The 20,295-nt window shown below is 61.4% G+C and carries 21 protein-coding genes; 7 read left to right on the top strand and 14 right to left on the bottom strand.

Annotation, left to right across the window (positions count from 1 at the left end):
- The first annotated feature begins 22 nt into the window (after positions 1 to 22).
- Positions 23 to 250 (top strand): protein SlyX, encoded by a 228-nt coding sequence (locus tag IMX17_RS22555; RefSeq protein WP_182265732.1) that lies wholly within the window; start codon positions 23 to 25, stop codon positions 248 to 250.
- A gap of 63 nt (positions 251 to 313) precedes the next feature.
- On the opposite strand, the gene slyD is transcribed toward IMX17_RS22555, so the two are convergent.
- The 4 genes from slyD to kefG form a co-directional block, all read right to left on the bottom strand.
- Positions 314 to 901, bottom strand: coding sequence for a peptidylprolyl isomerase (slyD, locus tag IMX17_RS22550; protein WP_182265731.1), 588 nt, complete (start codon positions 899 to 901; stop codon positions 314 to 316).
- 112 nt (positions 902 to 1,013) lie between these two features.
- A complete protein-coding gene (locus tag IMX17_RS22545; protein WP_015379274.1) occupies positions 1,014 to 1,217 on the bottom strand; it encodes a YheV family putative zinc ribbon protein in 204 nt (67 codons plus the stop codon).
- A gap of 14 nt (positions 1,218 to 1,231) precedes the next feature.
- Entirely contained in the window at positions 1,232 to 3,040 is a 1,809-nt protein-coding gene (gene kefB / locus IMX17_RS22540) for a glutathione-regulated potassium-efflux system protein KefB (protein ID WP_182265730.1), read from the bottom strand.
- A 2-nt stretch (positions 3,041 to 3,042) separates the two neighbouring features.
- The gene (kefG, locus tag IMX17_RS22535) at positions 3,043 to 3,594 is read right to left on the bottom strand and encodes a glutathione-regulated potassium-efflux system ancillary protein KefG (RefSeq protein ID WP_025159909.1); all 552 of its coding nucleotides are present in this window, start codon (positions 3,592 to 3,594) and stop codon (positions 3,043 to 3,045) included.
- A gap of 129 nt (positions 3,595 to 3,723) precedes the next feature.
- On the opposite strand from kefG, the gene IMX17_RS22530 reads away from it, so the two are divergent.
- On the top strand, positions 3,724 to 5,637 hold the full coding sequence (locus IMX17_RS22530; RefSeq protein WP_046898734.1) for an ABC transporter ATP-binding protein: 1,914 nt from the start codon (positions 3,724 to 3,726) through the stop codon (positions 5,635 to 5,637).
- Positions 5,638 to 5,643: 6 nt separating this feature from the next.
- On the opposite strand, the gene tauD is transcribed toward IMX17_RS22530, so the two are convergent.
- The 6 genes from tauD to IMX17_RS22500 form a co-directional block, all read right to left on the bottom strand.
- The gene (gene tauD / locus IMX17_RS22525) at positions 5,644 to 6,492 is read right to left on the bottom strand and encodes a taurine dioxygenase (protein WP_046898733.1); all 849 of its coding nucleotides are present in this window, start codon (positions 6,490 to 6,492) and stop codon (positions 5,644 to 5,646) included.
- On the bottom strand, positions 6,489 to 7,325 hold the full coding sequence (tauC, locus tag IMX17_RS22520) for a taurine ABC transporter permease TauC (protein ID WP_033645254.1): 837 nt from the start codon (positions 7,323 to 7,325) through the stop codon (positions 6,489 to 6,491). Before tauC ends, tauD begins: the two co-directional genes overlap by 4 nt.
- Entirely contained in the window at positions 7,322 to 8,089 is a 768-nt protein-coding gene (gene tauB, locus IMX17_RS22515; RefSeq protein ID WP_033645255.1) for a taurine ABC transporter ATP-binding subunit, read from the bottom strand. The genes tauC and tauB overlap by 4 nt, the downstream gene beginning before the upstream one ends.
- 9 nt (positions 8,090 to 8,098) lie before the next feature.
- Positions 8,099 to 9,094 (bottom strand): taurine ABC transporter substrate-binding protein, encoded by a 996-nt coding sequence (tauA, locus tag IMX17_RS22510; protein WP_182265729.1) that lies wholly within the window; start codon positions 9,092 to 9,094, stop codon positions 8,099 to 8,101.
- Between the two features lie 114 nt (positions 9,095 to 9,208).
- On the bottom strand, positions 9,209 to 9,991 hold the full coding sequence (locus tag IMX17_RS22505; protein ID WP_182265728.1) for a PhzF family phenazine biosynthesis protein: 783 nt from the start codon (positions 9,989 to 9,991) through the stop codon (positions 9,209 to 9,211).
- Positions 9,992 to 10,002: 11 nt separating this feature from the next.
- Positions 10,003 to 10,605, bottom strand: a complete 603-nt coding sequence (locus IMX17_RS22500) for a LysE family translocator (RefSeq protein ID WP_182265727.1) — start codon at positions 10,603 to 10,605, stop codon at positions 10,003 to 10,005.
- 119 nt (positions 10,606 to 10,724) lie between these two features.
- On the opposite strand from IMX17_RS22500, the gene IMX17_RS22495 reads away from it, so the two are divergent.
- From IMX17_RS22495 to IMX17_RS22485, 3 genes are all read left to right on the top strand, one after another.
- On the top strand, positions 10,725 to 11,705 hold the full coding sequence (locus tag IMX17_RS22495; RefSeq protein WP_033645258.1) for a hydrolase: 981 nt from the start codon (positions 10,725 to 10,727) through the stop codon (positions 11,703 to 11,705).
- Positions 11,702 to 11,935: a YheU family protein gene (locus IMX17_RS22490; protein ID WP_004930376.1), complete on the top strand. Its 234-nt coding sequence runs from the start codon at positions 11,702 to 11,704 to the stop codon at positions 11,933 to 11,935. The genes IMX17_RS22495 and IMX17_RS22490 overlap by 4 nt, the downstream gene beginning before the upstream one ends.
- A gap of 151 nt (positions 11,936 to 12,086) precedes the next feature.
- A complete protein-coding gene (locus tag IMX17_RS22485; RefSeq protein ID WP_042785488.1) occupies positions 12,087 to 12,956 on the top strand; it encodes a phosphoribulokinase in 870 nt (289 codons plus the stop codon).
- Positions 12,957 to 12,994: 38 nt separating this feature from the next.
- On the opposite strand, the gene IMX17_RS22480 is transcribed toward IMX17_RS22485, so the two are convergent.
- On the bottom strand, positions 12,995 to 13,402 hold the full coding sequence (locus IMX17_RS22480) for an OsmC family protein (RefSeq protein ID WP_025304517.1): 408 nt from the start codon (positions 13,400 to 13,402) through the stop codon (positions 12,995 to 12,997).
- Positions 13,403 to 13,784: 382 nt separating this feature from the next.
- On the opposite strand from IMX17_RS22480, the gene crp reads away from it, so the two are divergent.
- Both crp and IMX17_RS22470 read left to right on the top strand, forming a co-directional pair.
- A complete protein-coding gene (crp, locus tag IMX17_RS22475) occupies positions 13,785 to 14,417 on the top strand; it encodes a cAMP-activated global transcriptional regulator CRP (protein WP_004090925.1) in 633 nt (210 codons plus the stop codon).
- A 50-nt stretch (positions 14,418 to 14,467) separates the two neighbouring features.
- Positions 14,468 to 16,546 carry a YccS/YhfK family putative transporter gene (locus IMX17_RS22470; protein ID WP_182265726.1) on the top strand — a complete coding sequence of 693 codons (2,079 nt, stop codon included), beginning with the start codon at positions 14,468 to 14,470 and terminating at the stop codon, positions 16,544 to 16,546.
- 40 nt (positions 16,547 to 16,586) lie between these two features.
- Here IMX17_RS22470 and IMX17_RS22465 read toward each other — a convergent pair whose 3' ends face one another.
- From IMX17_RS22465 to IMX17_RS22455, 3 genes are all read right to left on the bottom strand, one after another.
- On the bottom strand, positions 16,587 to 17,804 hold the full coding sequence (locus IMX17_RS22465; RefSeq protein WP_182265725.1) for an aspartate aminotransferase family protein: 1,218 nt from the start codon (positions 17,802 to 17,804) through the stop codon (positions 16,587 to 16,589).
- 131 nt (positions 17,805 to 17,935) lie between these two features.
- Entirely contained in the window at positions 17,936 to 18,511 is a 576-nt protein-coding gene (locus IMX17_RS22460; RefSeq protein WP_182265724.1) for an aminodeoxychorismate synthase component II, read from the bottom strand.
- A gap of 72 nt (positions 18,512 to 18,583) precedes the next feature.
- Positions 18,584 to 20,107, bottom strand: a complete 1,524-nt coding sequence (locus IMX17_RS22455; protein WP_182265723.1) for a helicase HerA-like domain-containing protein — start codon at positions 20,105 to 20,107, stop codon at positions 18,584 to 18,586.
- Positions 20,108 to 20,295 lie beyond the last annotated feature (188 nt).

Below are 20,295 nucleotides of genomic sequence, written 5' to 3'. Positions count from 1 at the left end.
TTATCGCGTCAGAGGTAGCCTCATGCACAATCACGACATTCAAGGTCTGCTACAGCGGCTTGAAGAACTGGAAAGCCGTCAGGCCTTTCAAGAGCTTACTATCGAAGAGCTCAACCAGACCGTCACCCAGCATCAGATGGAAATGCTGAAGATGCGCGAACACCTGCGCATGTTGACCGACAAGCTGCGTTCGACCCAAACTTCGATGATCGCCTCGCAATCGGAAGAAACGCCTCCGCCGCACTATTGATGGGCGCCGCGCATAAAAAAGGGCAGCCGATGGCCGCCCTCTCGTCTCGTGATCGCGTTCTGCTTAGTGGCAGCCGCAACCGCCGTTGCCGCAACCGCCTTTACCGTGGTCGTGACTATGGTCGTGATCGTGGCTGTGGCCGTGACCGCCGCAGCAGCCTTCACCGTGCTCGTGGTGATGATCGTGCTCGCCGTGTACGTGACCGTGCGCCAGTTCTTCTGCGGTCGCTTCGCGGATCGCGACAACTTCCACGTTGAAGTTCAGGTTTTGGCCGGCCAGCATGTGGTTGCCGTCAACCACAACGTGGTCGCCGTCAACTTCAGTGATTTCAACCGGTACCGGGCCCTGATCGGTGTCAGCCAGGAAACGCATGCCGACCTGCAGTTCGTCAACGCCCATGAAGACGTCTTTCGGTACGCGCTGCACCAGGTTTTCGTCGTAGTTGCCGTACGCGTCGTTCGCGCCGACGTGAACGTCAAAACGATCGCCAACGTCGTGGCCTTCGAGCGCTTTTTCCAGACCTGCGATCAGAGAACCATGCCCGTGCAGATAGTCCAGCGGTGCGCTCACCGGAGACTCATCAACCAAAACACCGTCTTCTGTACGTACTTGGTAAGCCAGGCTGACCACCAAGTCTTTTGCTACTTTCATGATATCTCCTACCGTTGGCTACTAGGACGCGCACCGTTATCGGGATGCGCGCCTTTTCCGGACAGATTGTAACGGAAATCTGCCTCGCTGTACCCTTCGGGATAAAAAAACGCTACTTCGGCTGAAAAATGCCGATCACCTGCTCTTGCGGTCGAACGTGTTTTTCCACCTGTTGTTCGGTCTGGCGCTGGTGATGGCCGCACTTGACGCACTCCACCACTTCCACCTGATCCTCCCGCCATACCGCCAGCGTATCCATGGCGCTACAGCTCGGACACACCGCTCCGGCGATAAATCTCTTACGTGTTGCAGACATCGTTATGCTCCCGCTTATTCGTATTCATCCCAGCCGTCAAACTGGCGACTTTCTTTTTGCATTTCGCGATGGAACAGCTCTTCCAGCTCGCGCCGCGCCTCTTTCACGCGAGAAATTTGCGCCACGTCGCCCTGATGCGGCGGCATCAGCTCACGCAGCATGCGCATATCCAGACGTCGGAAATGCTGCTGGGCGCGAAAGGCCTGATGCGGGTGCATGCCCAATTCCATCAGCGCCTTGCGCCCCAGTTCCAGCGCGCTGGAGAAGGTCTCGCGGCTGAACTGTTTTACGCCCGCCTGTAGCAGCTCATGCGCCTCCACGCGGCCGCGCGCGCGCGCCAGAATGCTCAGGTTCGGGAAGTGCTGCTGGCACAGCCGCACGATCGCCATGGTGTCTTCCGGCTCATTGCTGGTGATCACGATCGACTTGGCCTTCTCTGCGCCCGCCGCGCGCAGCAGCTCCAGCTCGGTGGCGTCGCCGTAATAGACCTTGTAACCGTAGCGCCGCAGCACGCCGACGGCGCTGACGTCGCGTTCCAGTACGGTAATGCGCATTTTGTTGGCCATCAGCAGGCGGCCGATCACCTGGCCAAAACGCCCGAAGCCGACGATGATCACCTGCGGATCGTCATCTTCCACGTACGGCGTCTCCTCGTCTTCGTCTTTGGCGTTATAGCGGCGCGCCAAAATGCGATCGATGGCCTGCATCAACAGCGGCGTGGTCATCATCGACAGCGTCACCACCACCAGCAGCAAAGAGAGTTGATCCGGCTGCAGCACCTTTTGGGCGCCCGCCGCCGAAAACAGCACGAAGGCGAACTCACCGCCCTGGCTGAGCACGCCGGCGAACTGCAGGCGTACCGAACTGCGCAGGCCGAACAGGCGCGACACGCCGTAGAGCACGCCGGATTTCACCGCCACCAACGCCAACACGCCGATCAACACCTCGGCCAGATGGGTGTAGAGCACGCCGATATTCAACACCATGCCCACCGAGATAAAGAACAGCCCCAGCAGCAGCCCTTTAAACGGCTCGATGGAGATCTCCAGTTCGTGGCGGTATTCGCTCTCCGCCAGCAGCACGCCGGCGATGAAGGTGCCGAGCGCCATCGACAGACCGAGCGTCTCCATAAACAGCGCCGAGCCGAGCACCAGCAGCAGCGCCGCGGCAGTGAAGATCTCGCGCACGCCGGAAGCGGCGATATAGCGGAACAGCGGCCGCAGCAGGAAGCGGCCGCCGATCAGCATACCGCCGAACGCCGCCACCTTGAGCGCGATCTTCGCCCAGTCGTCGCTGGTGCCGCCGGCGCCGGCCAGAATGGGGATCAACGCCAGCGCCGGGATCACCGCCATATCCTGGAACAGCAGCACCGAGAAACCCAGCTGCCCGCCTTCGTTGCGGTTCATGCCCTTTTCGCGCATCAGCTGCAGCGCCATGGCGGTGGAAGACATCGCCAGGCCAACGCCGCCGATCACCGCCGCCTGCCAGGCGAAGTTCGTCAGGTACAGCAATGCGCCCAGCACCGCCGCGGTGATCAGCACCTGGCCGGCGCCGGCGCCGAAAATCGAGCGCCGCAGCTCCCATAGCTTGCTGGGGTTCAGCTCCAGGCCGATGATGAACATCAGGAACACCACGCCCAGCTCGGAGAAGTGCAGGATCTCGTCAACGTCGCGAATAAAACCCAATCCCCACGGGCCGATGGCGATGCCGGCGATCAGATACCCCAGCACCGCGCCAATCCCCAGGCGACGGGCGATCGGCACCGTCACCACCGCGGCGAACAGGAACAGTAAAATGGCGGTCAGTAAGGTCGATCCTTCCATGATCACCGCCCCCCGTGCGGCAGCGGGTGGCTCAGCCACTCCCCGTAGGCGTCTGCGTGGCTGCGCAGCACCTCCGGCTTTTGCCGCCGCGCCCAATAGACCACGAACGGCGTCAACCAGTGCATATGGCACATCCCGGCGGTCAACTCGAACGGCCGCAGGATATCTTCCATCGGATAATGGTTATAACCGCCGGTGCGGTAGGCGCCTTCCGGCTCGCCGGTGGTGATCACCGAACGCCAGTATTTGCCCGCCAGCGCATTGCCGCCCACGCCGCTGGCGAAGCCGCGCGACAGCACGCGATCCAGCCATTCCTTCAGCAGCGCCGGGCAGCTGTAGGTATACAGCGGGTGCTGAAACACGATGACCTGATGCTCACGCAGCAGCTGTTGTTCGTGATGAATATCGATAAAAAAATCAGGGTAGTGCGCGTAGAGATCGTGCACGGTGACATGTTCCAATTGCTGCGCCGGTCGAAGCAAAACCCGGTTCGCCACCGAGTCATGGGATTCCGGATGGGCATACAGCAGCAAGACCTTGGGCGGCTGCGACATCATTCCCCTCCAAAGCGTCGTCAGGGTAGCGGTTTTCCGTTACCATGCATCGCAAAGACAAAAACAGCGCGCGGTGCGCGTTCTGTTACCTTAATGATAATTTAACATACTCTGAACATACGGCGCTTTATGATTGTATTCTCCTCGCTACAAATCCGACGCGGCATCCGCGTCCTGCTGGACAACGCCACGGCGACGGTTAATCCCGGTCAGAAGGTCGGCCTGGTCGGCAAAAACGGCTGCGGCAAATCCACGCTGTTGTCGCTGCTGAAAGGCGAGATCGCGGCGGACGGCGGCAGCTTCACCTTCCCCGGCAACTGGGCGCTGGCCTGGGTCAACCAGGAGACGCCGGCGCTGGACGTGCCGGCGATCGAGTATGTTATCGACGGCGACCGCGAGTTTCGCCAGCTCGAAGCCGAACTGCAGGCCGCCAACGACCGCAACGACGGCCACGCCATCGCCACCCTGCACGGCAAGCTGGACGCCATCGACGCCTGGACCATTCGTTCCCGCGCCGCCAGCCTGCTGCACGGCCTCGGCTTCTCCAACGAACAGCTGCAAAGCCCGGTACGCGACTTTTCCGGCGGCTGGCGCATGCGTCTTAACCTGGCGCAGGCGCTGGTGTGCCGTTCCGATCTGCTGCTGCTCGACGAACCGACCAACCACCTGGATCTCGATGCGGTGATCTGGCTGGAGCGCTGGCTGAAAAGCTATCCCGGCACGCTGGTGCTGATCTCGCACGACCGCGACTTCCTCGATCCGATCGTCGACAAGATCCTGCATATCGAACAGCAGACGATGAACGAGTACACCGGCAACTACTCGTCGTTCGAACGCCAACGCGCCACCAAACTGGCGCAGCAGCAGTCGCTGTATCAGCACCAGCAAGAAAAAGTGGCGCACCTGCAAAGCTATATCGACCGTTTCCGTGCGCAGGCGACCAAGGCCAAGCAGGCGCAGAGCCGCATCAAGATGCTGGAGCGCATGGAGCTGATCGCCCCGGCGCACGTCGACAACCCGTTCACCTTCAGCTTCCGGCCGCCGGAAAGCCTGCCGAACCCGCTGCTGCGCATGGAAAAGGTCAGCGCCGGGTACGGCGAGAAAGTGATCCTGAAGTCCATCAAGCTGAACCTGGTGCCCGGCTCACGCATCGGCCTGCTGGGCCGCAACGGCGCCGGTAAATCGACGCTGATCAAACTGCTGGCCGGCACCCTGGAACCGCTGAGCGGCGAGATCGGTCTGGCAAAAGGCATCAAGCTGGGTTACTTCGCCCAGCACCAGTTGGAATTCCTGCGCGCCGACGAATCGCCGTTGCAACATCTGAGCCGCATCGCCCCAAGGGTGCTGGAGCAGCAGCTGCGCGACTATCTGGGCGGTTTCGGCTTCCAGGGCGACAAGGTCAGTGAAATCACCGAGCGCTTCTCCGGCGGCGAGAAGGCGCGGCTGGTGCTGGCGCTGATCGTCTGGCAGCGCCCGAACCTGCTGCTGCTCGATGAACCGACCAACCACCTGGATCTCGACATGCGCCAGGCGCTGACCGAGGCGCTGATCGATTTCGAAGGCGCATTGGTGGTAGTCTCGCACGACCGTCACCTGCTGCGCTCCACCACCGACGATCTGTACCTGGTGCACGATGGCCAGGTCGAGCCTTTCGAAGGCGATCTCGACGATTATCAGCAGTGGCTGATCGATCTGCAGCGCCAGGAAAGCCAGCAGGACGCGCCGGAAAAAGAGAGCGGTGCCAACAGCGCGCAGGCGCGTAAGGATCAAAAACGCCGCGAGGCGGAGTTCCGTACGCAAACCCAACCGCTGCGCAAGCAGATCGCCAAGCTGGAACAGCAGATGGAAAAACTGGGTGCCGAACTGGCGGCGGTGGAAGAGCAGTTGGCGGATTCCGCACTGTACGACATCAGCCGCAAGGCCGAACTGACCGACTGCCTGCAAAAGCAAAGCCAGGCCAAATCCGCGCTCGAAGAGACGGAAATGACCTGGCTGGATGCGCAGGAACAGTTGGAGCAGTTAACGCAGGCGTTCGACGCCTAACCGTTGTTACGCCTTGTAAAAGGGCTTGTCCCCCAGAATGGTCGCGCGGTGCATGATGCGCCGCTGCGGCAGATAATCCGCGTTGGCGTAGTGCTGCGTCACGCGGTTATCCCAGATCGCCACGTCATTCTCCTGCCAACGCCAGCGCACCTGAAACTCCGGTTTGGTGATGTGAGCAAACAGGAAATTCAGTAAAGCGTCGCTCTCCTTCGGCGCCAGATCGACGATCCGCGTGGTGAACCCTTCATTGACGAACAGCGCCTGCCGGCCGCTGACCGGATGGGTACGCACCACCGGATGCAACAGCGGCGGGTTTTTCTGCACCGCCAGTTGCCAGCGCTGATGCTCTTCTTCACTGCCGCGATGCTTGTGCTCCGGGAACGACTTGGTGAAGTCATGTTCCGCGCGCAGCCCCGCGAGCAGCGTTCTGAACGGCGCCGACAGCGCCTCATAGGCGGCGATGCCGCTGGCCCACAGCGTATCGCCGCCGGAGGCAGGCAAGGTCTTGGCCGCCAGGATCGCGCCCAGCGGCGGGTTCTCGATAAAGGTCACGTCGGTGTGCCAGTTGTCGTTGTCCGGCGGATTGTCGTCGTGAGTATCGAGCACGATGATCTCTTCCACGTCGGTGGCGTGCGGATAGACCGGATGGATATGCAGATCGCCGAAGCGGCCGGCCAGATCGCGCTGCTGCAGCGGTGTGATCGGCTGGTTGCGGAAGAACAGCACCTGATGCTTGAGCAGCGCATGATAAAGCTGTTCAAACTGGCCGTCGCCCAACGGCCGGGCCAACTCGACGTTTTCCACCAGCGCCCCGATGTAAGGCCCCAGCGGGGTGATATTCAGACGTTCGTTCATTGCTGTACTCCATGCCACGGGGTCAATCGGCGCTGCAGGGCGCGCAGCCCCAGCTCCAACCCAAATGCAATCACCGCAATCACGCCGATGCCGGCCAGCACCACGTCGGTCGCCAGAAACTCACCGGCGGATTGCACCATAAATCCCAGGCCGCGCGTGGCGGCGATCAGTTCGGCGGCCACCAGCGTCGACCAGCCGACACCCAGCCCGATGCGAATGCCGGTCAGGATCTCCGGCAGCGCGCTCGGCAGCACCACGAAACGCAGCACCTGCCAACGCGTGGCGCCCAGCGCGCGGGCGGCGCGCACCCGCACCTGCGCCACGCTGCGCACGCCCGCCACGGCGGACAGCGTCACCGGCGCGAAAATCGCCAGATAAATCAGCAAAATCTTCGAGGTTTCGCCGATGCCGAACCAAATCACCATCAGCGGTAAATACGCCAACGGCGGCACCGGACGATAGATCTCAATCAGCGGATCGAGGATGCCGCGCACCGTGTCGTTCAGCCCCATGGCGATACCCACCGGAATGCCGACGATCACCGCCGCCAGCAGCGCCACCAAAATGCGCCCCAGGCTGGCCGCCAGATGCTGCCACAGCGTGGCGTCCATAAAGCCTTGCGGGCTGGCGATGGTGATCAGCTGATGCAATACCTGCTGCGGCGCCGGTAGGAACAGCGGGCTGATCAGCTGCAGCGCCGTCACGCCCCACCAGACGATCAACACCGTCAACAGCGTGGCGCCGCTCAGCCAAACATTGCGCGGCACGCTGAAACGGCGCGTCGCTTTGCCCTGCGGCTGCGCCGCGGCCTTTAACGTGGAATGCAGGCTCATAACAAGGCCTCGCGCTGTTGGAAAACCTTGCCCAGCACGTATTCGCGCTGCGCGATAAATTCAGGATCGGACTTAATCGAGCGGCAGGCTTCGCCGTCGGCATAGCGTTGGCCGAAGTTCAGCGACAGCCGCTCCACCACTTGCCCCGGCCCCGGCGACAGCAGCAACAGCTCGCTGGCGAGGAACACCGCCTCTTCAATATCGTGAGTAATCAGCAGCACCTGCTTGCCGGTATCGCGCCAGATGGTCAGCAGCAGCTCCTGCATCTGCTCGCGAGTGAACGCGTCCAGCGCGCCGAACGGTTCATCCAGCAACAGCAGACGCGGATCGGCGGCCAGAGCGCGGGCGATGCCGACGCGTTGGCGCATGCCGCCGGAAAGCTGCCAGATGAAATGCCGCTCGTAACCGGCCAGACCGACGCGCTGCAACATCTGCTCCGCCACCTGGCGGCGCTGCGCCTTGCCGACGCCGGCCAGCTGCAGGCCGAACTCGACGTTGTCCACCACGTTACGCCACGGCAGTAAACCCTCATGCTGGAACACCACGCCCCGTTCGGCGCTTGGGCCATGAACGGACGTTCCATCCAGCGTGATGCTGCCAGCTGAAGGCTCGATAAACCCGGCGATTAAATTCAGCAGCGTGGTTTTGCCGCAGCCCGACGGGCCGAGCACCACCACCAGTTGCCCGGCGGCGATCTGGAACGACACGTCACGCAGCGCGGGCCGCCCCTGATACTCTGCTGAAAGATGGCTGACGTTTAGCATCCTGCTTCCTTACGACTGCGGCGCAGCCTGCACCTGTTTCACAAAACGGTCGGTCACATAAGCGCTGTAATCGCTGTCGACCTGCGGGATCTTGCCCTGCTGCTTGAGGAATTCGGCGGTATCGCGAATCGCCTTGTCCACCGGCTGACCGAGTTGGGCGACCTGATCCGCCACCGGCAGATAACGGTTCCCCTTCACCAGCTCCGGCACCTGCGCTTGCGGCACGCCGCTCAAGCGCGCCAAGGTGCTGAGATGGCTCGGATCTTTCAGCCACTGTTCCGGCGCCGCCAGGTAGGCCTTCTGCGCCTGCAGAGCGCTGGCGGCAAAGGCGGTCACCACGTCGGGATGTTTCTCGGCGAAGTCTTTGCGCACCACCCACACGTCCAGGGTTGGCGAACCCCATTCGCCCACCTGCGCGGAGTCGGTCAGCACCTTGCCCTGTTTGGCCAGTTCGTTGACCACCGGCGCCCAGACGTAGGCGCCGTCGATGTCGCCGCGCTGCCAGGCGGCGGCGATGGCCGGCGGCTGCAGATTGAGGATCTTCACCTGTTCAGGCTTGATGCCCCAATGTTTGAGCGAGGCCAGCAGGCTGTAATGGGTGGTGGAGATAAACGGCACCGCGATGCGCTTGCCGATCAGATCCTGCGGGCTTTTGATGTCATTCTTCACCACCAGCGCTTCGGAACTGCCGAGCTGCGAGGCGATGAGGAACACTTCGATGGGGAGTTTTTGGCTGGCGGCCACCGCCAGCGGGCTGGAGCCGATATTGCCGATCTGCACGTCGCCGGAGGCCAGCGCGCGCAACACGCTGGAGCCGCTGTCGAACTTACGCCAGTCGACGGTCGCGCCGGACTGTTTGGCGAAGCTGTTTTCCGCCTGCGCCACCTTGGCCGGCTCCGCCGACGTCTGGTACGCCACGGTCACGTCCACCGCATAGGCGCTGGCCGCGCTGAGCGACAGCGCCAGCAGCGCCGCGTTGCGTAAAGAAAAGAGTTTGCCCGCCATGTTCCGCTCCGTTGATAAAAATCTGTTCAGTTGCTGACAGTTTTATCTGAGCGATGACGGGCGATAAAAGAATAAAAAAGTCTTCTTTATTACCTTAGGTAATATTAAAACGAATCACAGCACGATCGTCCCGCGCAAGAACACGTGAGCATAGCCGCCGAGCAGCGTGCGGTCCCCTTGCAGTTCGCAGAACAGCTCGCCGCCGCGCGCCGAAATCTGCCGGGCGTGCAGCCGATGGCGGCCGAGACGCGCCGTCCAATAAGGCATCAACGTGCAGTGCGCGGAGCCGGTCACCGGATCCTCGCCGCCGTCGAGCGTGAAATAGCGCGAAACGAAGTCCACGGTGTCACCCGGCGCGGTGACGATCACCGCGCGGCCGGCCAATGCGATCAGCGCCGGGATGTCCGGGCGCAGCGCGCGCACCTGCGCCTCATTTTCCACCACCGCCAGCAGCGCTTTCGCCTGCCACACTTCCTGCGGCTGCACGCCCAGCAGCGCCGCGAGGCCCGCCGGTTCGGCGACTTTCTGCGGCGGCCTGGCGGGGAAATCAAGCACCAGCCGCTCCCCATCCCGCTCATCGCGCTTGACGAACAGCTCGCCGCCGGCCGATCTGAAGCGAATATCCTTCAGCGCCGGGTTAACCGCGCTGAACATCACATGCGCCGCCGCCAGCGTGCCGTGGCCGCAAAGATCGACCTCACGCTCCGGGGTAAACCAGCGAATGGCGGTCATGTCGCCCTCATCCCAGACAAAGCTGGTCTCCGGCAGGCCGATCTCGTTGGCGATCGCCTGCAGCCGCGCCGTCGGCAGCGGCTGCGTCAGCAGGCAGACCCCGGCCGGGTTGCCGCGCAGCCCCTCACCGGTAAAGGCGACCACGTGATAATAGTTTTCCGCCATCGTTCCGCTCCTTAATGCCAAATCAGTAATACACAGGCTGCAGTCAGCAGCCCCATGGAAACGTTGAAGATAATCCAGGCTTTTTTGCTGCGCAGCAGGCGGCCGATCACCGTGCCGAACGCCAGCCAGATAATGCCGGCGACGATGTTTACCGCCAAAATGCCCAGCGCGATCGCCGCAATGGAACCGTTGTACTTATCGCCCGCCAGACTGAAGCTCGCCACCGCGCCCAGCGCCATCAGCCAGGCTTTCGGGTTGAGGAACTGCAGCAGCCAGCCCTGATACAGCCGCACCGGCTGCGGCGGCGCCACGTCGGTTTCCAGCTTTTCATAGGCGGCGGTGGCGACTTTCCACGCCAGCCACAGCAGGTACAAACTGCCGAGGATTTTCAGGATCAGGTGCAGCGACGGGTAAACCAGGATCAGGCTACCGACGCCGAAGGCCACCAGCAGCAGAATGCTTTGCATGCCGAGCATGATGCCGATCATCAGCCACAACGAACGCATAAAGCCAAAGTTCGCGCCGGAGGTGGTCAGCAGCAGGTTATTGGGGCCGGGCGTGATGGCGGCGACCCACAGGAAGCCCAGCATCGAAAGGAATAAACTCGGTTCCATGGCACGGGTGCTCCTCACCCAAGGCGCTTTTTTGCAGTATCATTGTCAGTTATTGGTATTGAAGCTAACAGTGCGCCTGGGATCTCACAATAGTCGCCAACAACATTTTTACTCCGCCTATGCATGACGTCTTTCGCCCCCTGACCGGGGCCAGTAACCCGCACCTGCAAACGCTGTTGCCGCGGCTGGTGCGCCGCCGCGTGTTATTGAAACCGCATTGGCAACGGCTGGAATTGCCCGACGGCGATTTCGTCGATCTCGCCTGGAGCGAGGATCCGGCGCAGGCGCGCGACAAACCGCGCGCGGTGCTGTTCCACGGTCTGGAAGGCAGCTTCTACAGCCCCTACGCGCACGGCCTGCTCAACGCCTGGCGCGAGCGCGGCTGGCTCGGCGTGGTGATGCACTTTCGCGGCTGCAGCGGCGTGCCCAACCGCAAGCAGCGCATCTACCACTCCGGTGAAACCGAAGACGCGCGTTTCTTCCTGCGCTGGCTGCGCGACAGCTACGGTGAGGTGCCAACCGCGGCGGTAGGCGTTTCGCTCGGCGGCAACATGCTGGCCTGTTATCTGGCGCAGCAAGGCGCCGACAGCCTGCTGCAGGCGGCGGTGGTGGTCTCGGCGCCGCTGATGCTGGAGCCCTGCGCCTACCGCATGGAGCAAGGCTTCTCCCGCGTCTATCAGCGCTACCTGTTGGGGCAGCTGAAACAAAACGCCACCCGCAAGCTGTTGCACTACCCGGACACCCTGCCGCTCAAGCTGTCACAGCTGAACGGTTTGCGGCGCATCCGCGAATTCGACGACGCCATCACCTCGCGCATTCACGGCTTCAGTGACGCCACCGATTATTATCGCCGCTGCAGCGCCCTGCCGCTGTTGCCGGCGATCCAAACGCCGCTGCTGATCATCCATGCGAAGGACGATCCCTTCATGACCCATGAGGTGATCCCCGACGTCGCCGGCCTGCCGCGCAATATCGAATATCAGCTGACCGAGTTCGGCGGCCACGTCGGCTTTGTCGGCGGCACGCTGAAAAAACCGCACATGTGGCTGGAGCATCGCATTCCGGCCTGGCTTTCCCCTTATCTGGACATCCCGACGTGATCATTCCCTGGCAAGAACTGGCAACCGACACCCTGAACAGCCTGATCGAATCCTTTGTGCTGCGCGAAGGCACCGATTACGGCGAGCACGAACGATCGCTGGAGCAGAAGGTGGAGGACGTGCGCCGCCAGCTGAAAAACGGCGAAGTGGTGCTGGTGTGGTCGGAACTGCATGAGAGCGTCAACATCATGCCGCGCGGCCAGTTCCGCGCCGGCCAGGAAGAAATTTAGTGGCGCCCGGTTCTATGACTGACGGAAAAAATCAGGTAACAATGGGACATTGCAAACCAGCGCGCGCCATTTCTTCCTGACATAGAAAGCGTCAACAAGAGCCACAATAATCCCCTGACGCCGGCGCATTCAACACGGAGTGACAACCACCATGTCTGCCAAACATCCCGTTATCGCGGTGACCGGTTCCAGCGGCGCCGGCACCACCACCACCAGCGTGGCGTTCCGCAAAATCTTCCAGCAGCTCAACATTCGCGCCGCCGAGCTGGAGGGCGACAGCTTCCACCGCTATACCCGGCCGGAAATGGACGCGGCGATCCGCAAAGCACGCGATCTGGGCAGACACATCAGCTATTTCGGCCCCGAGGCCAACGACTTCGGCCTGCTGCAGCAGAGCTTTATCGAGTACGGCAAAAACGGCACCGGCCGTTCGCGCAAGTACCTGCACACCTACGACGAAGCGGTGCCCTACAATCAGGTGCCGGGCACCTTCACCCCGTGGGAGCCGCTGCCGGCGCCGACCGACGTGCTGTTCTACGAGGGGCTGCACGGCGGTGTGGTCACCGAGCACCATGACGTGGCCAACCACGTCGATCTGCTGGTCGGCGTGGTGCCGATCGTCAACCTGGAGTGGATACAGAAGCTGATCCGCGATACCGGCGAACGCGGCCACTCCCGCGAGGCGGTGATGGATTCGGTGGTGCGTTCGATGGAAGACTACATCAACTACATCACGCCGCAGTTCTCGCGCACCCACATCAACTTCCAGCGCGTACCGACGGTGGATACTTCCAACCCGTTCGCCGCCAAAGCCATTCCCTCACTGGATGAAAGCTTCGTGGTGATCCACTTCCGCGGGCTGGATCAGATTGACTTCCCCTATTTGCTGGCGATGCTGCAGGGCTCGTTTATCTCGCACATCAATACGTTAGTGGTGCCGGGCGGCAAGATGGGGCTGGCGATGGAGCTGATCATGGCGCCGCTGGTGCAGCGGCTGCTGGAAGGCAAGAAGATCGAATAAACGCGTTGAGCGCGGCGGCGGGCCGCGCTCCGTCTCGATTACGCCGGCTGGCGGATCTCGAAGCTGTGGGTCACCGTGGCGGCCTTGTTGAGCATCAGCGCCACCGAGCAGTACTTCTCCGCCGACAGGTTCACCGCTCGCTCTACGATTTTGTCGGTCAGATCCTGGCCGGTGACGATGAAGTGCAGGTTGATATGGGTGAACAACCGCGGAGCTTCTGCACGGCGCTCGGAGGTCAGCTTCACCTCGCAGTCGCGCACGTCGTTGCGCCCTTTTTGCAGGATGGACACCACGTCGATCGCGCTGCAGCCGCCCACCGACATCAGCACCATCTCCATCGGGCTGGGCGCTTTATCGCCGGCGTTGCCGTCCATCAGCACCTGGTGGCCGGAGGCCGATTCACCCAAAAACGTTAACCCTTCCACCCATTTAACTCTTGCCTGCATTCTGGTCACTCCGGTTGATTTCTTAAAATCAGAGTACGCTTTCGCATAGAAACAGGCAACGTAACCTGATGCTAATCATGCTGAAGCGAGACAACACGAGACACCCGCCTTACTCTGTGCTACAAACAGAGCCGCAATAAATCTTTCCGGGACACTGAATTTCAGGGAAACGCCCAGAGAAAGGCTCCTTTACCGGTATGTTAACAGAATGTAGCTTGCAGCGCTTACGGCAAGTTAATATGCTAGAGCGACAGCGTATTTTTATGACACGCCTCAAAACTTGCCGGTAGCCCTCGCTCATAACTGCGGCTACAGGCGGGTTTTACAGGGAACTCTGACCCCTGTGACACAAGGCAGCGATAACAACAGAGGATAACAGCGAATGGTTCTCGGCAAACCGCAAACAGACCCTACTCTCGAATGGTTCCTGTCTCATTGCCATATCCACAAATATCCATCGAAGAGTACGCTGATTCACCAAGGTGAAAAGGCCGAAACGCTTTACTACATCGTGAAAGGCTCCGTCGCGGTGCTGATCAAGGATGAAGAAGGTAAAGAGATGATCCTGTCCTACCTCAACCAGGGGGATTTCATCGGCGAGCTCGGATTGTTCGAAGAAGGCCAGGAGCGCAGCGCCTGGGTTCGCGCGAAAACCGCCTGTGAAGTGGCCGAAATTTCCTACAAGAAATTCCGCCAGCTGATCCAGGTGAACCCGGACATCCTGATGCGTCTGTCCGCCCAAATGGCGAGCCGCCTGCAGGTCACGTCCGAAAAAGTGGGCAACCTCGCCTTCCTGGACGTCACCGGCCGCATCGCGCAAACCCTGCTGAATCTGGCGAAGCAACCCGACGCCATGACTCATCCGGACGGCATGCAGATCAAGATCACCCGCCAGGAAATCGGCCAGATCGTCGGCTGCTCGCGTGAAACCGTTGGCCGTATTCTGAAAATGCTGGAAGACCAAAACCTGATTTCCGCCCACGGCAAGACCATTGTCGTCTACGGCACCCGTTAATCCCTGAAGAAACGGCGCAATCTGCGCCGTTTTTTTGTCCGTTCTCTGCCATGTGGCGCCGCCTGATCTACCACCCGGAAGTCAACTACGCACTGCGACAAACGCTGGTGTTATGCCTGCCGGTGCTGTTTGGCCTGCTGATTGGCCAGCTGCAGCTCGGCCTGATGTTCTCTCTGGTGCCCGCCTGCTGCAATATCGCCGGTCTGGACACGCCGCATAGGCGCTTCTTTAAACGGCTGATCGTCGGCGGTGCGCTGTTTGCCCTCAGCAGCCTGCTGCTGCAACAAGCCCTGCTGTGGCATCTGCCGCTGCCGGCGCTGATGCTGGGTCTGGCGCTGCTGCTCGGCGTCACCGGCGAAATCAGCCCGCTGCACGCCCGGCTGTTGCCGGCGGCGCTGGTGGCCGCCATCTTCGCTCTCAGCATGGCCGGCACGGTGCCAATCTGGCAGGCGCCGCTGTTGTACGTCATCGGCACCGCCTGGTACGGCTTATTCACCTGGTTCTGGTTCAAACTGTGGAAAGAGCAGCCGATGCGCGAGACGTTGAGCCAGCTCTATCTGGAACTGGCGGACTACTTCGAAGCCAAGTATTCGCTGCTGACCCAGCACACCGACCCGCAAACCGCGCTGCCGCCGCTGCTGGTGCGCCAGCAAAAGGTGATGGATCTGATCAGCCTGCTGTACCAACAGCTTAATTTCCTGCCGCACGCCAACAACCTCGATCAAAAGCGTCTGCAACGCGCCTTTCAGGTGGCGATGGATCTGCAGGAGCACATCACCGTCAGCCTGCACTTGCCGGAGGAAGTACAAAAACTGATGGAGCAGAGCCAGGCCGAAGCGATCATTCGCCGCAACGCCCAGGTGATCGCCGGCCGGCTGCGCGTGGTGGCGCACGATATTCTCTACCATCAGCATTCGAAGCGCTTTTCCATGACGCACGAGCTGGCGGCGCTGGAAAAAATGGCGGCGCAGCATCCCGACAACCCGGTCGGCCAGTTTTGCTACTACCATTTCAGCCGCATCGCCCGCCTGCTGCGCACCCAGCATCCGCTGTACCGCCGCGATTTGATGCCCAGCCAGCACCGCCTGCCGTTTTGGCCGGCGTTGGCCAGCTACCTGTCGTTCAAATCCACGGCGCTGCGCAACGCCGCGCGACTGGGGGTGACACTGGCGGTCGGCAGCAGCCTGGGGGCGGTATTCAATCTGCCGAAGCCTTACTGGATCCTGCTCACCATCATGCTGGTGAGCCAAAACGGCTATAACGCCACCCGGGTGCGTATTCAGCACCGTGCGCTCGGCACGATCGCCGGTCTGTTGCTGGCGGCCGGGCTGTTGCAGCTGCAGTTACCGGAAGCAGAAACACTGAGCATCATGCTGATGATCACGCTGCTGGCCTACCTGGTTTCGCGCAAGAACTACGGGCTGTCGGTGATTGGCTTTACGGTCACGGCGGTTTACACCCTGCAGCTGCTGGCGCTGAACGGCTCGCATTTTTTGGTGCCGCGTCTGATTGATACCTTGATCGGTTGCGTGCTGGCGTTCGGCGGCACCATTTGGCTGTGGCCGCAGTGGCAAAGCGGGCTGCTGCGCAAGAATGCCCATCAGGCGCTGGAAAACGATCAAGCCGCGCTGCGGCTGATGCTGAAGCAACCGGAGCCGGACGCCACCGCGTTGGCCTATGCCCGCATGCAGGTCAACCAGGCGCACAATGCGCTGTTCACTTCGCTCAATCAGGCGATGCAGGAACCGGGGTTCGCCTCGAACTATCTGGCGGACATGCGGCTGTGGGTCACTCACAGCCAGTTCATCGTCGAACACCTGAACGCCATGACCATTTTGGCGCGCGAGCACTACATGCTGACGCCGAAACTGGCGCAAGCGTATCTGCAAACCTGTGAAATCGCGCTGCAAAGCTGCCAGCAGCGGTTGGAATACGACGGCCCGAGCAGTGACAACAGCGGCATCATGCAGCCGCCGGATCTGCATCCAGAGATGCCCGTCACCGAGATGGAACGTCATTTGCGGCGTATTCTGTCGCACCTGAGCGTCATGCACACCATTTCGTCGCTGGCCTGGCGCCAGCGCCCGCACCACGGCATCTGGCTCAAGCGTAAACTGCGCGATCAATAAGGGCGCGGCATGCCGCGCCCCGTTATGCGCCGCAGGTGTTTCAGGCGTTGATCACATCCTGCACCGCCAGCTCGAACAGCGCCATGCCGGCCTCGATGTCCTGCAGTTCCACCACCAGCGACGGCGCGAAGCGGATCACGTTCGGCCCGGCGTTGAGGATCATCAGCCCACGCGCGGCGGCGGCGGTGAGGAAATCGCGCGCTCTGCCGTGATAATGCGGCGTCAGCTCGGCGCCGATCAGCAACCCCATGCCGCGAATGGCGGTGAAAATACTGTATTTATCGCCGATATTCCGCAAAGCCTGCACATACAGCGCATGGCGTTGCTCGATGCCGCTCAGCACCTCCGGGGTATTGATCACATCCAGCGCCGCCTCCGCCACCGCGCAGGCCAGCGGGTTGCCGCCGTAGGTGGTGCCATGAGTGCCCACCTGCATCACCGACGCAATCTCTTCGGTAGTCAGCATGGCGCTCACCGGGAAACCGCCGCCCAGCGCCTTGGCGGTGGTGAGAATGTCCGGCGTCACGCCATAATGCATATAGGCGAACAGCTTGCCGCTGCGCCCCATGCCGCTTTGCACTTCGTCGAACACCAGCAGCGCCTGATGTTGGTCGCACAGTTTGCGCACGCCTTTAAGGAAGTCGGCGTCGACCGGCGTAATGCCGCCCTCGCCCTGAATCGGCTCCATCACCACCGCGCAGGTGTGGTCATCCATCACCGCTTTCACCGCCGCCAGATCGTTGAACGGCACGTGCACGATATCAGCCGGCTTCGGCCCGAACCCGTCGGAATATTTGGCCTGCCCGCCCACCGACACGGTGAACAGCGTGCGGCCGTGAAACGCGTTATAGAAGGCGATGATTTTGGTTTTATAGGGGCTGTGGCGGGTGATGGCGTAATGACGCGCCAGTTTGAACGCCGCCTCGTTGGCCTCCGCGCCGGAGTTGGCGAAGAACACCCGATCGGCGAAGGTGGCGTCGATCAGTTTGCTCGCCAGGCGCAGCGCCGGTTCATTGGTGAAGACGTTGCTGGTATGCCACAGGGTTTCCCCCTGACGTTTGAGCGCCTCGACCAGCGCCGGGTGGCAGTGTCCCAGCGCCGTCACCGCGATGCCGCCGGAAAAATCGATATACTCTTTTCCCTGCTGATCCCAGACCCGGCTGCCTTTGCCGCGCACCGGCACAAACTGGGCGGGTGCATAAACAGGCAGGATCACCTGGTCAAAGGTGCTGCGGCTCACTGCGGATTTGTCAGTCATTTTCGGCTCCAACCTGAAGGTTTTTCAGCGCTATCGCGATGTTATGATGAAAATATAATCACGAAATATGCATAAAAAAACACTAAAGCGCAAATGCAAAACGCCTGACGGGCGAAAAAAATGCGAAGGGATTAACGCCTGAGGAAATTATCCAACAGCTGATGGCCTTGCTCGCTGAGCACGCTTTCCGGGTGGAACTGCACCCCTTCCAGCGCCAGCGTGCGGTGGCGGATGCCCATGATCTCATCGCGCACGCCGTCGCGTTCGCTCCAGGCGGTCACTTCAAAGCAATCCGGCAGCGTATCGGCTTTCAGCACCAGCGAATGGTAACGCGTCACGGTCAGCGGATCGCTCAGGCCGCGAAACACGCCGACGCCCAGATGGCGAATCGCCGAGGTTTTGCCGTGCATCACCGCGCGGGCGCGCACCACTTCAGCGCCGAACGCCTGCCCCAGCGCCTGGTGCCCCAGGCACACGCCGAGGATCGGCAGCTTGCCGGCGAAATGACGAATGGCGGCCAGCGAGATGCCCGCTTCGTTCGGGGTACAAGGGCCGGGGGAAATCACCAGATGCCGCGGCTCCAGCCGCTCGATATCGGCCAGCTGCAGCTCATCGTTGCGCTTCACCACCACCTCGGCGCCCAACTCGCAGAAGTACTGGTAAAGGTTATAGGTAAAGGAGTCGTAATTATCGATCAGCAGCAGCATGTTAGGTCCGGCAGAGAAAAACGCCGCCATAGTTTACTGATTTAACCCGCCGCTGCCGACGATAATTTCCGCTTACTTTTTACGGCCGCCGGTGATCGAGCCCAGCACGCCGCGCAGGATCTGGCGGCCGAGATCGCGCGCCATGCTCTTGGCGGCGGTCTGGACGATGCCGTCGCGTTTACCGCCGCGCGGGCCGGTGGAACCGAACAGCAGCTCGTTCAATCCGTCCATCAGGCCGCCGCCCGTCTGTTGCTGCGCTTGCGCCTGCGGTTGCTGCCCCTGCTGCGCAGTGCCGACGGTGGCGAAGCCGCCCGACGACAGCTTCTCGTAGGCGGACTCGCGGTCAATCATGTCTTCATAGCGGCCATACAGCGGCGACCTGTTGATCGCGCTGTTCAGCCCTTCCGCGCCGAGCATGCCCATTTTGGATTCCGGTGCGATGACCATCGCCCGCTCCACCACGTTCGGCCGGCCCTTCTCGTCGAGGAATGACACCAGCGCTTCGCCCACCCCCAGCTCGGTGATCGCCGTTTCGGCATCGAAGGCCGGATTGGCGCGCAAGGTTTGCGCCGCCGTTTTCACCGCCTTCTGATCGCGCGGCGTAAAGGCGCGCAGCGCATGCTGTACGCGGTTGCCCAACTGGCCCAGCACGCTGTCCGGGATATCCAGCGGGTTCTGGGTGACGAAGTAAATGCCGACGCCTTTGGAGCGGATCAGGCGCACCACCTGTTCGATCTTGGTCAACAGCGCCGCCGGCGCGTCGTTGAACAGCAGGTGCGCTTCATCGAAGAAGAACACCAGCTTCGGCTGTTCGGGATCGCCCACTTCCGGCAGATGTTCAAACAGCTCGGCCAGCAGCCACAGCAGGAACACTGAATACAGCTTCGGCTGATTGATCAGCTTGTCCGCCGCCAGCAGGTTGATCACGCCATGACCGTTGGCGTCGGTTTTCATCAGATCGTTGATGTCCAGCATCGGCTCGCCGAAGAACTGGTTGGCGCCCTGCTCTTCCAGCGTCAGCAACCCGCGCTGGATGGCGCCGATCGACGCGGCAGAGATGTTGCCGTACTGAGTCTGGAATTGTTTGGCGTTATCGCCGACGAACTGCACCATGGCGCGCAGGTCTTTCATGTCCAACAGCAGCAGCGCGTTGTCATCGGCGATTTTGAACACCAGTTGCAGCACGCCGCTTTGCACCTCGTTCAGATCCAACAGGCGCCCCAGCAGCAGCGGCCCGAGATCGGAAATGGTGGCGCGGATCGGATGCCCCTTTTCGCCGTAAATATCCCACGGGATAATGGTGCAGGCCTGCGGCTGCCAGTCGGTGACGCCGATCGCCGCCAGGCGTGCCTGCAGCTTCTCGGAAGGCACGCCCTCGGCGCCGATGCCGGACAGATCGCCCTTCACGTCCGACAGGAACACCGGCACGCCGATGCGCGAGAACTGTTCGGCCATTTTTTGCAGCGTCACCGTCTTGCCGGTGCCGGTTGCCCCGGTAATCAACCCGTGGCGGTTGGCCAACGCCGGCAAAATCACCAGATCCTGTTCCGGTTTTCCGTCTTTCATCGCCTTGGCGATAATCCGTGGTTCACTCATTTTCTGTTCCTTTGACGCTGACGCGGCGCGAAACGCGCCTGTTGATGCAATAAAGCTATAAGCGCCGCGTAACCCCGTCAAGGACAAACAAAAAGGGCGCCGTCGGAGCCTGATGAATTCAGATTGCGCTTAACGCCAGAGCCTCCGACCGTCCTTGCTTGAACAATAAAGCAGCGGTGTTATAGTGG

Origin of the sequence: Serratia sp. X3 (genome assembly GCF_014982455.1) — a bacterium.
Lineage (GTDB): Bacteria > Pseudomonadota > Gammaproteobacteria > Enterobacterales > Enterobacteriaceae > Serratia > Serratia ureilytica.
Note: the sequence above shows the minus strand (reverse complement) of the source record. Positions and strands in the feature narration are given on the sequence as shown.